The following is a 16,017-nucleotide window of genomic DNA, read 5'->3' on the forward strand; positions in this document are numbered from 1 at the left end:
ATTCCCACTGCCCTGGCGCTGAACATGACGCCGGGCAATGACATGCTGTTTTGTCTGGGTCAGGGCATCAAATCCGGGCCGATGGCGGGCAATGCGGCAAGCTTCGGGATTGCCACCGGTGCGCTGATCCACACCATGCTTGCGGGACTTGGACTGGCAGCCCTTGTTGCCGCCCATCCGGTGGCACTTGATGTGCTGCGCTGGGCGGGGATTGCCTATCTGGTGTGGCTGGCGATTGGCGCGTTTCGAAGCACCGATCAGCGCCTGAAACCCGCACAAACCAAGCGTTCCGGCGCCTTTACTGCCTGGCGCGACGGGATTGTCGTTAACCTATTGAATCCCAAGATCATTGTCTTTGTGCTGGCGTTTATTCCGCAGTTTGTTGATGCGTCGCGCGGGTCGGTTTTGTTGCAGTTCCTGATTTTCGGGCTGATTTTGAATATCGGCGGGACGATTATCAATTGTCTGGTCGGCAGTTTTGCCGGGAAAATTGGTCAGGTTCTGTCGCGTTCGGCCAAGATTGCGCGCGCCTTTCAGATCGCCACGGGATGTATCTTTTTGGGCCTTGCAGCCAAGCTGGCCTTTGACCGGAAATAATGAATAATCAGAGTCATTATTCAAATTCAGTGAATAATAGGCCGATTCCGGCGTATCGCCCCAAACAGGGCCAAATCAAATCCTCATACAATACAGCCGCTGGCGCGCAAATTTGGCAATTCGGCGCGCAGAAAAGCCAGAAACCGTTTTTCCACCGCACTCAGTTCACGTGACGCGGTAAACAGTGCCACATCCCATTCGATGGTGGGCGTGAGCGTGCGGGCGACCACCTTGTTGGTGTCGACCAGAAGGGCTGCAAACGGATCACTGACCGAAATGCCGACATTGCGTTCGACAAGGCGCGAGATCGTCCGGATCGTGCGGGCCTCGACCGCGATCTTGCGCGGCCAGCCGGCAATCTGGAAAATATAGTCGATCTTGGTGCGAAGCGGTGAGCCAATGGAAAGTTCAACAAAGTCTTCGCCGCGCAGCAAATCGATATCGATGGTTTCAAACTTCGCCAGCCTGTGATCGACCGGCATCAGACAGACGGCACGCGATTGCGCCAGCGGGGTGATCACAACATCCGGGTCCTGCAGATCAAGGGTAATGCCGATGCCGAGGTCACATTGCCGGGTGGCAATCATGTCGAGCATCCCTTCGAGGCCCGTATCGGTAATACTGATCGAAACCTTGGGATGGGCCTGTTTGAACTTGGCAACAACATCAAGCAGATAGGTATCAACATAGATCGGCTGGGCGGCGATGCGGATGGCACCCAACTGATCATTGGCAATCGCACGCGCCTGGGTTTCGACCTCGCGGAAAGCATTGAGTGATCGCAACACGGTGGCATGAAACTGCTGGGCCTCGGACGTCGCGATCAACTGATTGCGTTTGCGGGTAAACAGTTCAAACCCGACCGATTTTTCAAAGTTGTTCAACAGTCGGCTGACCATCGGTTGGCTGATATTCATCGCCTGGGCCGCGCCCGTCACAGAACCGTGGGTCATAAAGGCATTGAAGCTTTCGAGTTCGCGCAGTTTCATCGTGCTTTCCCAAATCCGGATTTCGGCCGCAGAACGCTGTTCAGTATGTAAATTAGTTATACTGGAATTAATTTTTTGCGTCACCGGTTATAGTTTGTCTATGCAAGAAGGCACAAAAACAAAAGACAGAGTGAAAACCAGTCTGAGCTTCGGCAATTCTGCCACCACCACCCAGGGAGACATGAAAATGTTTCACAAGCTTAAGAAAGCAGCCGGGATCGCTGCCGCAATCCTTGCAACCACATCGATGATTTCGACCGCGCAGGCAGACGCCTATCCCGAAAAAGCCATTACGCTGGTCGCACCTTATGGTGCCGGCGGTGCATCTGACCTGGCCGCCCGTGCGCTGGCAGAAACCGCAAGCAACTATACCGGCGGGCAGCCGGTTGTTGTCGTCAACAAGACCGGCAATGGCGGCATGAACGGCGCGCGCTTCGTTTCCGAAGCCGACCCGGATGGCTATACCCTTCTTCTGTCGCGTGTTGGCATGGCGCTTTATCCGGCTGTCTATACCGACAGCCCGGTTGGCTGGGATGCCTACACCTTCCTTGGCATGCTTGAAGCGACCCCGATGATTTTGGCTGTGAACGCCAATTCCGAGATCCAGACCATCGACGAGCTGATTGCCAAAATCAAAGACAGCAACGGTGCCACCACCTATGCCGCATCCGGCCCCACCGCGATTGACGGCTTTACGGTTCAGGCATTGCTGTCTGACGTTGGTCTTGACCCGCTGACCGCCTCCACCCTCGTGCCATACAAAGGCGGCTCTGCACTGGCCGCTGCCCTGCTTGGCGGTCACGTTGATTTTCTCGCCATTGCTGCTGGTTCGCTGATGCCCCACATCGAAGCCGGTAAAATGCGTCCGCTGATGGTCTATTCGCCGAAACGTATGGCATCCCTGCCGGACGTTCCGACCGCGAAAGAACTGGGTTATGCCCAGGCCGGTCAGGTTGGCGGCTGGAGCGGTCTTTATGCGCCCAAAGGCCTTCCGGAAGACGTCGTAGCCAAATGGACCGAGATCCTTGGCCAGGTTGCGACCGATGAACAGTGGCTTGATCTTGCCGAGAAGCGTGGTTCGACCTCGATCATCGGCGATGAAGATCCGGCTGCCTACGTCAAAAGCCAGTTCGAGCTTTATAACGGCATGGCCAAGAAGTTCGGCTACATCCAGTAAGCAGACGTTTTTGTAACGTCGTTTAGTTCAGACTTTTGATGCGAGACGGAACCATGAACCAAAATCGTGATTTCTATGCCGGGCTGGTGGCAACGGTGTTCTTTGCCGTCATCCTGTTCGTTCTGATCCCGATCTATGTGAAGGTTCCGTCTTTCATTCCGGGCTTTGCCCCGCCGCCTGACATGTGGCCGCGCGTGGTCGCCGTGATCGGGTTGGTGATGGGTGTGCTTGCGCTGGTTCTGGCATTCCCGAAAATGCGCGAAGCCAGCCGTAACCAAGTCGAAGGATTTGGCAACCGCATCCTTGGCAACAAGACCCATCTGATGCGTTTTGCCGGTATCCTGATCGTGTTTGCCGCCTTTGTGTATGGCATGCCGCTGATCGGGTTTGTCCCGGCGACGGTGTTGTTGCTTGGCGTGCTGTTTGTCATGACGGGCAATTTCGAACGCAAGTTCTGGATGATCGGCCTTGCGATCATTTTCCCGGTTCTTTTGTATCTGCTGTTTACCGAAGTCACGCATACGCCCTTCCCCAAGGGCAAGCTGTTGTCGGCGAACATTTCCCACCTGACCACCCTGATCTGATTGAGAGTTCATCGTTATGTGGAATGAATTGCTTTACGCCTTTCAGGAGGTGGCAACGTTACCGAATTTTCTGGCGATGTTTGCCGGAATCTGGGGCGGTGTGATCATTGGCGCGATCCCGGGCATGACCGGGACCATGGCCGTCACCCTGGCCCTGCCGTTTACGTTCTATCTGTCCCCGGTGACCAGCATTTTGCTTTTGGTTGCGCTGTACAAGGGGTCAACTTACGGCGGATCAATCTCGGCCATCCTGATCAAGACGCCGGGTACGGCATCGGCCGCGTGCACGGTGCTTGACGGTTATCCGATGGCGCGGGCCGGCAAGGGTGGCAAGGCGCTGAACATGGCGTTGATTTCAAGCTGCATCGGCGATTTCATTTCCAACATTTCGCTGTTTTTCCTCGCCATCCCGCTGGCGACATTTGCGCTGCGTGTTGGTCCGCCGGAATTCTTTATGCTGATGGCGTTTTCGCTGACCATTGTGGCGAGTATTTCGGGCCGGTCGCTGGTTCTTGGCATCATTTCGGCCTGCCTGGGTCTGCTTCTGGCGACCGTTGGCGAAGACATGTACGGATCGTTCCGTTTTGCGCTTTCCGAAGACATGAAATCGGGTCTTGGCATGGTGCCGGTTCTGATCGGCCTGTTTGCCCTGCCGGAACTGATCAAGATGATTGTGTTCCGCCCGGAAGATAATGCGGCGGCGATGAAACTGGGCGATAACCGCCTGACCCTTGCGGAATTTCGCGGATCGATCAAATCGATCTGTCGCGGGTCGATCATTGGGGTGATCCTGGGCGCGATCCCGGGCATCGGCCCGTCGACCGCGGCGTTCTTTTCCTATAGCGAAGCGCGCCGGACCTCGAAAAACGGGGACAAGTTCGGCGAAGGCGAGCTTGAAGGCATTGCCGCGTCCGAATCTGCCAATAACGGTGCGTGTGGTGCGACCATGATCCCGCTTCTGGCCCTTGGTGTGCCAGGCGATGTGATTACCGGTGTGATGCTGGGTGCCTTCATGATCCATGGCCTGACCCCCGGCCCGCTTCTGTTCCAGAACAATCTGGGCGATGTCTATGCGCTGTTTATCGGCATCCTGTTTAGTTCTGTCTTCCTGTTTGTTGCCGGCAAGGCGACGGCCGGTGCCTTTACCAAGATTTCGCGCATTCCCCAGACGCTGCTTTTGCCCTGCATTCTGATCCTGTGCGTCTATGGCATCTATTCCATCGGGGCGAGCCCGTTTGATGTCACCGTCCTTCTGGTGATGGGTGTGGTTGGTTTTGCCATGATGTTGCTCAACATCCCGGCCGCCCCGTTCCTGATCGCCTTTATCCTTGGCCCGATGTTTGAAGACAATATGCGCCGGTCACTTGCGATTTCGCGCGGTGATCTGGGTGTCTTCTTCCAGTCATGGATTTCATGGGGCTTCTTTGCCCTGACCGTTCTGTTCGTCATTCTGACCATTCGCCGCGAATGGAAGAAATGGCGCGACAATCGCGATGCCACGAGTGCATCCGCGCATTAAACCGAGTAACAAGAAGATAAAAATGTCCAAACCAAACATGTCCCGCCTTCATCATGCCATCGATCTGCTTGGCAAGCTGGTGGCGTTCGACACGACGAGCAAAAACTCCAATCTCGGTCTGATCCATTTCGTCCGTGACTATCTGGCGGAATACGGCATTGAGTCCACGCTGTTCCACGATGAAACCGGGCAGAAGGCCAACCTTCTGGCGACCATCGGCCCCAAAGGCGTGCCGGGTATTGCGCTTTCGGGTCATACCGATGTGGTCCCCGCCCTTGAGACCACCTGGGTCAGCCCGGCATTTGAGCTGACCGAGCGCGATGGCAAGCTGTTTGGCCGCGGTTCAGCCGACATGAAAGGCTTTTCGGCCTGTGCGCTGGCGATGATCCCGGAACTGGTCAAACGCGACCTTGAAATCCCGTTTCATCTTTGCCTGTCCTATGACGAGGAAGTCGGCTGTATCGGTGTTGGATCGATGGTCGATCATCTGGCGAAAATGGACACGCCACCGCGTTTGGCGGTGATTGGCGAGCCGACCAACATGAAGGTGATTAACGGCCAGAAAGGCAAATATTCCATGCGTGTTGCCGTGACGGGCACGGCAGGACACAGCTCGTTTGCGCCTGATCACGTCAATGCCATTGAATATGCATCGCGTGCGATCAACCTGATTGCCGACAAGGCCCGTGAATTCGAACAAAACGGCCCGTTTGATGCCGATTTCACCGTGCCGCACAGCACGATGCTGACCACCACGATCAGTGGTGGCACTGCGACCAACGTGACGCCTGAATATTGCGAGTTTACCTTTGAAATTCGCCATCTGCCCGACCATGACGCCGAAGCGGTGATTGCCGATCTGCAAAAGACCATCATGGACACCCTTGATGCCGAGATGAAGGCCAAGGCAGACGATACCGGGTTCACGTTCGAGAAGATCTTTTCCTATCCGGGCATGGGTGATTGCACGGATGCGGAAGCGTTTTCTTATGTCAGCAACATCATCCCGGAGATTTCCGGCAAGGTGTCTTATGGCTCGGAAGGTGGGGTGTTTGAAAAAAAGGGCAACATCCCGTCGATCATTTGCGGCCCCGGCAGCATCGAGCAGGCCCATAAACCCAACGAGTTCATTGAAATTTCGCAGATCGAGGAATGCCTGGACTTCCTCGAAGCGCTCACAGATCAGGCTGCTGCAGCCTGATCTCACCATGACGACGCGCCACCCCGCACCGTCAGTTGGTACCCCGCAGTAGAATGTCTCCCAACCCGATGCTGCACCAACGGGGTTCTGACAGGTGAGAAACTCCCGGCCACATCTCCCCTGATGTGGTCATAGCAAGCCAACTTGAAGACCGGCTCGTTTATCGATGCCGGTCTTTTTTTTTGTGCTGTTCTGCAAGAGAAACCAAAATTGTTCCGCAACGTCATTCCGGGCGAAGCGGAGCGTAGACCCGGAATCCATGAAGCGTTGCAGCCGTCGTGGTTTCCCGCCCCCGCCTTCGCGGGGGCAGGCTTTGCGGGAATGACGAACAACCGGATTGGGTTTTTAACGAAAACAGGCGGCCCGAAGACCGCCTGTTGTTTCGCCAAAGACACTTGAGGTGCCTTACTGCTTGGTATTGCCGCGACCATCTTGTTCTGGCTCATTCAATGAGTCTTGAGCCTAGTCTTTTATGCGTTGGGCCGAACGTCATGCCAACGCAGCGAGCCTGTCACGCAGCCAGCTTTGTGCTGGGTGGTTGGTCGTGCGTTCGTGCCAGATACTGTTGATGACAAATCCGGGTATGTGGAGCGGCGGTTCCAGCACCTGCAACCGGTCCGACCAACCGTCTGCGATCCGGCGTGGGATCAGCGCAATCATATCGGATCGTGACACGATCTCCGGAACGATCAGGAAGCCCGATGTGGACAAAGCGACGGTACGACGGCGGCCGATTGCCTCAAGAGCCGCATCGGTGGGCCCAGCAAAGCCGCCGCCCTGAGGCGAAACGACGACGTGGTCCAACGCGCAGAACAAGTCCAGATCAAGAACACCACGTACGGCTGGATGCCCCTGTCGCGCGACAACCACATACTCCTCCTCGAAGAGTCGGCGCTGGCGCATCGCAGCCGGCGCGTGCTCGGGCGTTGCCAAGCCCAAGTCCACCTCACCACGCTCCAACTGTGTCGGGAGTGCCATCAGGTCGAGCGCCCGCCAGGCGATGCGGATCATCGGCGCCTCGGCCCGCAAGGCGACCGAGTAGCGTGCCAGCAGCGCATACTGGACGTAGTCGCTCGCCGCGATCACCACGGTCGCACGCAGGGTCTCCGGATTAATCGGCGTTCCTTGCTCGACGACGCGGCGAACACCCTCCAGTGCCTCGTGCAGTGGCTGCATCAACTCGAGTGCCCGCTGGGTCAGAACCATGCCGCGCTGGCCCGGGATCAGGAGCGGATCGCCGAGTACATCACGAAGTCTTGCCAGCCGCGCCGACAAGGCCGGCTGACTGAGGTTCAGCCGGCGCGCGGCGTGTGTAACGTTGCGCTCTGCAAGCAGGACCTCAAGCGTTGCAAGAAGTCCGAGATCAAGGTTCTTGGTATCCATTTCGTCGATAGCACCACATAAAACGTTCGATTTCAACACACAAAGTAGTCGCACTACATTGGCCGAAAGCGGGCTAAGTCCTGCGGCGTTTCAACCGACGGAACGGAGACCAGTTCGCCGAAGAAAGCTATCCAAGCCTATCCGCACCAAAGGCTCGACGACCTGACGTTGGTGGACCTCCCCGACCCCGGCGAACCCGGACCGACCGCTCCTTTCCGCTGGCCGAAATCGCGGACGCCTTCGGGCTCCAGGAATCTGGCGGCCATTTTGGCAAAATTGTCGTCGAATACTGACACCCTCCCCAAAAAAACTATCAAGGAGAGATCATCATGAAAATTCTCGTTGTTTACGCGCACCCCGAACCCACTTCGCTGACACGGCAGCTGGTTGATGTGACTACTGAGACGTTGTCGGCAGCGGGACACACCGTGGTCCATTCGGATCTCTATGGCATGAAGTGGAAGGCGGTATATGACGCCGATGACTTCCCAATGCGTGACAATCCCGAACGGCTGTCTTTCATTGCGGAGTCCGGCCATGCTTACGGAAGCGGAAATCAGACGCCCGACGTGATCGCCGAGCAGCAGAAGCTGCTCGAGGCCGATGCTGTGATCCTGCAATTCCCGCTGTGGTGGTACGGCGCGCCCGCCATCCTGAAGGGCTGGATAGAGCGGGTCTATGCCTTCGGCTTTGCCTACGGCTATCAGAATGGCACCAACCAGTTCCGCTTTGGCGAGGGCATCCTCAAGGGAAAGCGAGCGCTGGTCAACGTGCAGACGGGCGGCCCAGCGGCCGACTATGGCCCGCGGGGTATCAACGGGCCGATCGAGCAACTGCTGTTCCCGCTGACTCATGGCGCGCTGTTTTACCCCGGCATGGACGTGCTCCCGACGCACGCGGTCTATGGCGCGGCTCACGTTTCCACGGCGGAAGAAGTGGAAGCGATCAAGGCAGCATGGCGTGTGCGTCTCGCCGGGCTATTCACCGACACGCCAATTCCTTTCCGGTCGCAAAACGGCGGCGACTTCCCCGATCGCCACACCATGGCCGACCATGTTGCGCCGGGCCAAACCGGCCTCGACGCGCACGTTGCCGATCTGGTCGACGCATAAGAGCAACACCGATGTCGCCGGCATGGATCGCGCTTGTCCCGAATGTCGCGCGCAATCTTGCCGTAACGATACCCCGGCCGGTCTGCTTCTGACTGGCTATGCCCTCGCCGTAACCGTCGGCGCACCGACGGTTACGGCACTTACCGGTGGGCTTCCCCATCGGGGCCGACGGTGGTGAACAGGACTGGTCGGCGATTGGCCAATGATCTGACATATCGCAGGGTCTCCGGCATCACACGAACGTTCGGTTAAGAGACATCGGCAGGTGGCACCCCGCAGCAGAATGTCTCCTGAACCTATGCTGCATGAACGGGATTCTGACAGGTGAGAAACTCTCGGCCACATCCCCCTGACGTGGTCATAGCAAGCCAACTTGAAGACCGGCTCGTTTATCGATGCCGGTCTTTTTTGTGCTGTTCTGCAAGAGAAACCGGAACTGTTCCGCAACGTCATTCCGGGCGAAGCGGAGCGTAGACCCGGAATCGATACAGCATTGCAACCGTCGTGGATTCCCGCCTTCGCGGGAATGACGGATGGGATGCGGCGGGACGGAGCGGGCAAAGGGGTTGAACGAAAACAGGCGGCCCAAAGGCCGCCTGTAATTTCGTCAAAGACAGTTGAGGTGCCTTACTGCTTGGTATTCCCCGAACTGTAGCCGGCGGTGAAGTCGCGCCAGCTGTCGTCTTCGCCGATCTTTTTGGAGCGTGCGAGTGCGGCCTTGCCAAGCGATCGGACCGGGATGTTTTGGTGGGCGTGCAGCATGAAGTCACGCCAGAGTGCGGCCGGAAGGGCACCGCCGGTGACCTGTTCATCCATCGGGCTGCCATCGTCATTGCCCATCCAGATGCCTGCGACAAGATCGGAGCTGTAGCCGATGAACCAGGCATCGCGGTAATCCGATGTCGTACCGGTCTTGCCCGCCGACGGGCGGTCGATGATGGCGTTGCGCCCTGTCCCCTTGGACACCACGGCGGCCAGCATGTTGTTCATTTCCCCGGCATGCAGCGGGTTCATCAGACGGACCGGGAAGTCGTCAGAGCGTTCATACAGCACTTCGCCACCCTTGCCGGTGATCTTGCTGACCGCGTGCGGGAAGACGGCAAAGCCGCCATTGGCAACAATCGCATAGGCGCCGGTGAGCTCAAGCATCGAGACTTCGCTGGTGCCGAGGGCCAGGCTTGGTTCCGGTTTGAGTTCCGAAGACACACCCATGTCACGCGCCTTCTGAATAACCTTGTCGAGACCGACTTCAAGCGAGAGCTGGACCGCGATCGAGTTGTTCGAGGTTGCCACCGCATCGCGGATCGACATGGTGCCGTGGTGTTTGCGATCAAAGTTGCGCGGCTCCCAGCCATCAATGACAATCGGGCCGTCGCGCATCCAGTCATTCGAGCCAAAGCCGTTTTCAAGCCCGGCGAGATAGACAAACAGCTTGAACACCGAGCCCGGCTGGCGGCGGGCCTGTGTCACACGGTTATACTGGCTTTCGTAGTAGTCACGACCGCCAACCATGGCACGCACGGCCCCATCGGGGGTCATCGCCAGAAGGGCGGCCTGACCGACATGGTGTTCCTTGGCCCCGTTACTGGCGAGTGCACGCAGAAGGTTTTCTTCGGCGATGGCCTGAAGACGGGAATCAAGCGTGGTATAAACCAGAAGATCCTGATCGACATAGCCGACATAATCTTTCACACGATCAAGCACCCAATCAGTGAAATAGCGCACCCCCGGCCCTGCCTGTGCAGCACGTGCGGTGCGGACCCGGGTCTGTTTGGCCCGTTCGGCGCGTGCCTTGGTCAGCGCACCGGTCGATGCCATGGCTTCCAGCACGACATTGGCGCGTTCGGCCGCAAGTTTCGGATCGACCATCGGGTTATAGCGACTTGGTGCCTTGGGCAGGCCTGCCAGTACGGCGGCTTCATACAGGTTCAGGCGCCTAGGATCGGTGCCGAAATAATGGCGCGCAGCGGCATCGATGCCATAGACGCCCGATCCGAAATAGATGCGGTTGAGATAAAGCGAGAGGATTTGCTGCTTATCGAATTTGAATTCCAGCCAGATGGCCAGAAGCACTTCTTCGATCTTGCGGCCAAAGGAGCGTTCCGGTGACAGGAACAGGTTTTTGGCCAGCTGCTGGGTGATGGTGCTGCCGCCCTCGGCAATGCGGCCAGCGGTCAGGTTGGCCCATGCCGCGCGCATGATGCCGACGACATCAATCCCGAAATGGTCATAAAAACGGCGGTCTTCGATGGAAACAAACGCCTGACCGACATAGTCGGGAAGGTTGCGGACCTCGACCGGGTTGCCATAGCGGTTGCCATAGGCCGCGAGGTTTTGGCCATCGATACTAATCACGCGGATGGACGGTTTGCGTTCACTGGCGACATCAAAGCTGACCTTGTCGGGCAGACCATAGCCGTAATAGGCAACAACCCCGCCGCCCAGAACCATGACCCAGATCGAGCCCAGCACGATGAATTTGGCAATGGCTTCGGGCCCCGGAATCATATCGCCCAGACGGGCAAAAAGACTGCCGCCTTTCTTGCCCGAACTGCTGACGCGCTTTTTCGGCTTTTTGGAACCTGTTGCGCCTTTGCGGACGCTCTTTTTCCTTTTGAATTCTCTTTGGGCCACAAAAGCACCTATCGGTCTGGTCCGGGCCGTGCACACGCCAACCGGCCCGTCATATCCGCACAACCCCAAAGTGCGTCTGACAGGCGATAGCGCCGCATTTTCCGGCGAATTTCAATTTTTATGTCCCAACCGAGGAGGGAGTCCCCCGTCTCCCCGTTTTGCGACGGTTTTATCCGTTATTGTCCGTTTGCACTGTCAACTTGACCCATTTTCCACAGATCCTTGACGCCATCGGCTGCGCGACGGCGTTCAGACGATGCACGGACCATGGAACGGATGGGTAAACCATCATGCGCTTCCAGCATAAATAACCGCCACAAAGACGCAAGTTCTACCTCGCCGCGGACATCCATCTGTGACCGATTGTCATTCCCCGCCCAGACGGTTGTGATCAGATCGGACGAGAACCCGACATACCATGCATCGGTCCGGCCACCGGCCACCGTGCCGTATCCGGCAAACGGACGATCCAGACGCACTTGCGGGTCGGTGACACTGGCAAACAAAACGTAGGACGCCTGAATCCCCTCGTCGGTCAGGCGTTTTTCCTGCACTTCCTCGACCCGCTGATAAACAGGGGGGGTGCTATTATCGCCCGTATAGGACACCCGGTTAATCAGGGTCATCTGGGGTGGTTTGCCGGAATTTTGCGGCAAGGCATGAATGGCTGTGACGTCGCTGATTGTTACCGGATCAAGGCCGACGACGGTTCTGATATCACTCGATAGCGGGCTTTTGATGCCGATATTGTGGGCATATTGGCGGACATTCAACAGGCCAAAGTGATCGGCAAGGTTGGTTGGCACCGTGTTGACATCACGCACAAATGCCTCGCGCAGTGAAATCATGCCCATATAGTCGTGATCCGGGTTGATCGGACGCCAGCCGCCCACCGCCATGCGGTTATCGCGCACCCATTGGGCCGGATCACTGTTTTCATTGAGCGCATAGTAATAGGTCGCGATCTTGATCATCCGCCCGGGCGAATGGCGGACATCGGTGACCCGGTTGCGCTGGAAGGGTGAATATTTCAGCCCGCCGATCAGGGCGCGAATGCGGCCTTCGGGGCTGATGGACAGCAATCCCGTCTGTGACGCGCCGCGCGGTTTAAAGCGCAGTTCTGCGATTTCCGGCACAATTTCCTGTGCCAGATTTTGAATTTTCCAGTCGATGCTGGTGAGCACATCAATGTCGCGGCTGCTGTAGCCGACAATATCGGCGACTTCTTCAAGCACCATATCAACGACATAGCCCGACAGGACGTTTTCTTCGTACTGCACATCAAGTTTCGGTTCGAGCAAGGTCAGGGCCGACACGCGATCCGCCTCGATAAACTTGTATTGTGCGAGACGGGCCAAAATCTTGTTGGCTTCTTCGGCGGTTTCGCGCGGATAAAACAGCGGATTGAAGGTTTCAGGATCGCTGATGGCGGCGGCCAGAACAGCGGCCTGATGCAGGGTCATGCGTTCGGCAGGCCCGCCATACCAAAGACGCGATGCCGCCGAGATGCCAAAGATACCGCGCCCGACATAGGCGCGTTCAAGGTAGCTTCGCAAAATGGTCTTCTTGCTGAAGCTCCATTCCAGCCAGAGGGCGACAAGAAATTCCTGGATGTGGCGGCCCGGGCCGCTGTCCTTGGTTTTAAAAAAGCTGCGCGCGACCTTCATCGTGATGGTTGAGCCAGGCGCGTTTTCGGTGCTGAACATGCGCGCGACATCCGCACCCGAAACCCCCAGATGATCAAAAAACGTCGGATCGGTGGCAGCGACAAAAACGTTCTGAACCCGTTCGGGCAAGGTGGTCAGCGAGACATCCTGGCTATAGTGGCCCTTGATGGTTTCAAGCAGCGCACCGTCATACCCCAGAATACGGACTTCGGGGCTGCGCACCATATTGCGGCTGAGATCAAGGTTGGACTTGATCGTAAACAGGCTGCCGAAGATGGCAAGGAACAGCAAGGAGAAGCTCAGGCCGAACACGATCATGCGTTTGCGGCGCTGACGTTTACGGATCTCGCGCAGTTCCTTTTCGGCGATGCGTTTCATCGCTGCGTTGGCCGCTGTCCTGCCGCCTTGTTCGTTATCGTCGTTTTCTTCTGCCACGCCGAATATCCGTTATTGCTCGCGGTTTTTGCTTATTCTCTGACAGTAAAGCGCCAAGCCGTTAATAAAGTACTTTAAATCGCCAGATTTATCATACGAACGTATGGTAACGCCGCTGCTAAGAGATGTGATGGCCGCGACCATATCCGAACGTGCGGCGGGTGACTGTGATCAATGATATGGCGATGCAGATTTTGCTTGCCAACTTGCGCCCATCTCTCAATATGTCCGGGTGGGCAGGCGATGGCGTCGCCAGCGTTAGAACGATCAGAAGCACGCGCCCAATCCATCACCATACATATCCTGAACGCCGGGATCTTGCTTTGTCGTTGTCATGACAGGGGGAGGTCTTTGTCCCTTTGCATGCGCAACGCGTAAAAAAGGGAACGCGCTTATGGATCGCCCGGAATTTTACCGTTTTCACCAAGGTGACCGCGTGCTGCCGTTTGAGGCGGCCGAATATGACGCCCGTCTTGCGGGCTTGCGCAAGATCATGAATGACACCGGTGTTGAGGCCTGTGTTTTCACCTCCATGCATAACATCGCCTATTATTCAGGCTTCCTCTATTGCGCCTTTGGCCGGCCTTACGGGCTTGTCGTGACCGCATCTGAAAGTGTCACGATCAGTGCGGGGATTGATGCCGCCCAGCCGTGGCGGCGCTGTCATGGCGATAACATCACCTATACCGACTGGGCGCGAAATAATTACTGGCGGGCCATTCTTTCGGTGACCGGGCCGGGCAAAGTGATTGGTTATGAGGGCGATCATCTGAGCCTTGTGCAAAAGGCGCTTCTGGATGAGTTCCTTAAGCCTGCCAGCAGTCACGATATTGCGCCGGCCACCATGCGCCAGCGCATGCATAAATCACCGGCCGAGATTGCCCTGATCCGTCATGGCGCGCAGGTTGCCGATGTCGGTGGCTATGCCATCCGGGATGCGATCAAGGAAGGGGTGCGCGAGATTGATGTTGCCATGGCCGGGCGCGATGCGATGGAACTTGAAATCGCCAAGCGGTTCCCGCATGCGGAATATCGCGATACGTGGGTCTGGTTCCAGTCAGGCATCAATACCGACGGGGCGCATAACCCGGTAACCGCGCGCAAGCTTAGGCGTGGGGATATCCTGTCGCTTAACACGTTTCCGATGATTTCGGGTTATTACACAGCACTCGAACGCACGCTGTTTGTCGGCGAGGTCGATGTGGCCAGCCTGAAAATCTGGGAGGCCAATGTCGCGGCCCATGAATATGGCATGAGCTTGCTTAAACCCGGTGCGTCCTGCGCGCAGGTGACAGAGCAGATCAACACCTTCTTTGCCGAGCGGGATTTGCTGCAATATCGCACATTTGGTTACGGGCACAGCTTTGGCGTGCTGTCGCACTATTATGGCCGGGAAGCCGGGCTTGAGCTGCGTGAAGATATCGACACCAAACTTGAGCCCGGCATGGTGATCAGCATGGAGCCGATGCTAACCATTGCCGAGGGCAACCCGGGGGCCGGTGGATATCGCGAGCATGACATTCTGGTGATTACCGAAGACGGCAATGAAAACATCACCGGATACCCGTATGGCCCGGACTTCAATGTGGTTGGTTAGGATAGCGTGTTTCAAGAAATGGGCCCGATAACGGGCCCATTTCCCGATTGAGTGCGCATCGGACAGGGAGACTGGATGGGCAACCCGTGCGCACCCAATAATGTCACGGTGGGCCAATCACGATGGATTGGCACTTAAAACCGTGACATTCGCGCGGTTGAGATTAAGCGGTGTGAAATCGTGGTTTGGCGGCGTGCGCCCCATGGGTCCAAGGGCCTCAGGGTCCAGATCGGACAATAGAGGCTGTCTGCTGTCCTTTTCGGACACCACCGCCTGCTGGCCGTAAAGCTGCCAGTCGATACCAAGATCGGGATCGTTCCAGGCAATGCCGCGATCATGGTCGGGACTGTAATAGTTCGATGCCTTGTACATGACGTGGGTGTCGGGCTTGAGCGTTTTGAAGCCGTGGGCGAAGCCTTCGGGGATCCAGAGCTGGTACCAGTTTTCTGCACTGAGCTCGATCTTGATGTGTTTACCAAAGGTCGCGGAGAGCGGGCGGATATCGACCGCGACATCAAGGATGGCACCTTGTGTCACGCGGATCAGTTTGCCCTGGGCATAGGGGCAGGTCTGGAAATGCAGGCCGCGGATGGTGTTGATCGGAACGCTGATCGAATGGTTTTCCTGCACCAGATCAATATCGCCCACCACCTCGCAGAAATCGTCATAGCGAAAGGTTTCAGCAAAAACACCGCGTTTGTCCCGATGTCGGTTGGGCACAAACAAAACCGGACCTTCGATATCAAACGCGGTAAATTCGACAGGCATTGTTCATTACTCCTTGATCGAGATCGGAACACGGATCAGTTGGCGCGGTACACGCCAGCGATCCTTGTAGGGTTTCGGGACAAGACGGACGAAAACGAGGCTGGCCTCGTCATCAACCGTGCCAAACAGACGATCTGTGCTGTCTTCGTCGATGATCGACGGATAGGCCGAAAAGGTTTCGCCTTCTGCCGCGTCGCGTTGCAAGGGCTGGCGATAGAGCAGTTTGGGTTCCGACCAGTTTTTGAGATCCGTCGAGGACGAATAGAAAAAGCCGGCAATGTCGGGCTCGCCCTTTTTGCGGATGCGATGAAGGTAGACCGTGATGAAACTGTTTGATCCTTCGTGGCGGACCAG

General features: G+C 57.0%; 14 protein-coding genes and 1 pseudogene. 9 read left to right on the forward strand and 6 right to left on the reverse strand.

The window, feature by feature from the left end; translation table 11 throughout:
- Window positions 1–597: LysE family translocator (locus B3Z49_RS14885; RefSeq protein ID WP_296992304.1), on the forward strand; the 597-nt coding region annotated here is incomplete at its 5' end.
- 83 nt (window positions 598–680) lie between these two features.
- On the opposite strand, the gene B3Z49_RS14890 is transcribed toward B3Z49_RS14885, so the two are convergent.
- Entirely contained in the window at window positions 681–1,586 is a 906-nt protein-coding gene (locus B3Z49_RS14890) for a LysR family transcriptional regulator (protein WP_063085894.1), read from the reverse strand.
- Window positions 1,587–1,773: 187 nt separating this feature from the next.
- Between B3Z49_RS14890 and B3Z49_RS14895 the strand changes: the two genes are divergently transcribed.
- The 5 genes from B3Z49_RS14895 to B3Z49_RS14915 all read left to right on the forward strand — a co-directional run bounded on the left by B3Z49_RS14895 (window position 1,774) and on the right by B3Z49_RS14915 (window position 6,466).
- Entirely contained in the window at window positions 1,774–2,763 is a 990-nt protein-coding gene (locus B3Z49_RS14895; RefSeq protein ID WP_296992308.1) for a Bug family tripartite tricarboxylate transporter substrate binding protein, read from the forward strand.
- Window positions 2,764–2,816: 53 nt separating this feature from the next.
- Window positions 2,817–3,347, forward strand: a complete 531-nt coding sequence (locus B3Z49_RS14900) for a tripartite tricarboxylate transporter TctB family protein (RefSeq protein ID WP_296992310.1) — start codon at window positions 2,817–2,819, stop codon at window positions 3,345–3,347.
- A gap of 16 nt (window positions 3,348–3,363) precedes the next feature.
- Window positions 3,364–4,866 (forward strand): tripartite tricarboxylate transporter permease, encoded by a 1,503-nt coding sequence (locus B3Z49_RS14905; RefSeq protein WP_296992312.1) that lies wholly within the window; start codon window positions 3,364–3,366, stop codon window positions 4,864–4,866.
- Between the two features lie 22 nt (window positions 4,867–4,888).
- Window positions 4,889–6,067 carry an acetylornithine deacetylase gene (argE, locus tag B3Z49_RS14910; protein WP_296992314.1) on the forward strand — a complete coding sequence of 393 codons (1,179 nt, stop codon included), beginning with the start codon at window positions 4,889–4,891 and terminating at the stop codon, window positions 6,065–6,067.
- A 144-nt stretch (window positions 6,068–6,211) separates the two neighbouring features.
- Window positions 6,212–6,466 (forward strand): hypothetical protein, encoded by a 255-nt coding sequence (locus tag B3Z49_RS14915; RefSeq protein WP_296992316.1) that lies wholly within the window; start codon window positions 6,212–6,214, stop codon window positions 6,464–6,466.
- Between the two features lie 90 nt (window positions 6,467–6,556).
- On the opposite strand, the gene B3Z49_RS14920 is transcribed toward B3Z49_RS14915, so the two are convergent.
- A complete protein-coding gene (locus tag B3Z49_RS14920; RefSeq protein WP_296992317.1) occupies window positions 6,557–7,450 on the reverse strand; it encodes a LysR family transcriptional regulator in 894 nt (297 codons plus the stop codon).
- Window positions 7,451–7,530: 80 nt separating this feature from the next.
- Between B3Z49_RS14920 and B3Z49_RS22105 the strand changes: the two genes are divergently transcribed.
- Together B3Z49_RS22105 and B3Z49_RS14925 are read left to right on the forward strand one after the other, a co-directional pair.
- Window positions 7,531–7,743 carry a zinc-binding dehydrogenase gene (locus B3Z49_RS22105; protein ID WP_414716262.1) on the forward strand — a complete coding sequence of 71 codons (213 nt, stop codon included), beginning with the start codon at window positions 7,531–7,533 and terminating at the stop codon, window positions 7,741–7,743.
- Window positions 7,744–7,779: 36 nt separating this feature from the next.
- Window positions 7,780–8,562: an NAD(P)H-dependent oxidoreductase gene (locus tag B3Z49_RS14925; protein ID WP_296992318.1), complete on the forward strand. Its 783-nt coding sequence runs from the start codon at window positions 7,780–7,782 to the stop codon at window positions 8,560–8,562.
- A gap of 627 nt (window positions 8,563–9,189) precedes the next feature.
- Here B3Z49_RS14925 and B3Z49_RS14930 read toward each other — a convergent pair.
- Window positions 9,190–11,196 carry a transglycosylase domain-containing protein gene (locus B3Z49_RS14930; RefSeq protein ID WP_063085906.1) on the reverse strand — a complete coding sequence of 669 codons (2,007 nt, stop codon included), beginning with the start codon at window positions 11,194–11,196 and terminating at the stop codon, window positions 9,190–9,192.
- Between the two features lie 176 nt (window positions 11,197–11,372).
- A complete protein-coding gene (locus tag B3Z49_RS14935; protein ID WP_296992320.1) occupies window positions 11,373–13,298 on the reverse strand; it encodes a transglycosylase domain-containing protein in 1,926 nt (641 codons plus the stop codon).
- A gap of 394 nt (window positions 13,299–13,692) precedes the next feature.
- On the opposite strand from B3Z49_RS14935, the gene B3Z49_RS14940 reads away from it, so the two are divergent.
- Window positions 13,693–14,895 (forward strand): M24 family metallopeptidase, encoded by a 1,203-nt coding sequence (locus B3Z49_RS14940; RefSeq protein WP_296992321.1) that lies wholly within the window; start codon window positions 13,693–13,695, stop codon window positions 14,893–14,895.
- 117 nt (window positions 14,896–15,012) lie between these two features.
- Here the strand turns inward: B3Z49_RS14940 and rfbC are convergent, their stop codons facing one another.
- Window positions 15,013–15,663: a dTDP-4-dehydrorhamnose 3,5-epimerase gene (gene rfbC, locus B3Z49_RS14945; protein WP_296992323.1), complete on the reverse strand. Its 651-nt coding sequence runs from the start codon at window positions 15,661–15,663 to the stop codon at window positions 15,013–15,015.
- A gap of 6 nt (window positions 15,664–15,669) precedes the next feature.
- Window positions 15,670–16,017 (reverse strand): annotated as a pseudogene (locus tag B3Z49_RS14950) (hypothetical protein); the annotation flags it as partial.

Origin of the sequence: Thalassospira sp. UBA1131, assembly GCF_002311515.1 — a bacterium.
GTDB lineage: Bacteria > Pseudomonadota > Alphaproteobacteria > Rhodospirillales > Thalassospiraceae > Thalassospira.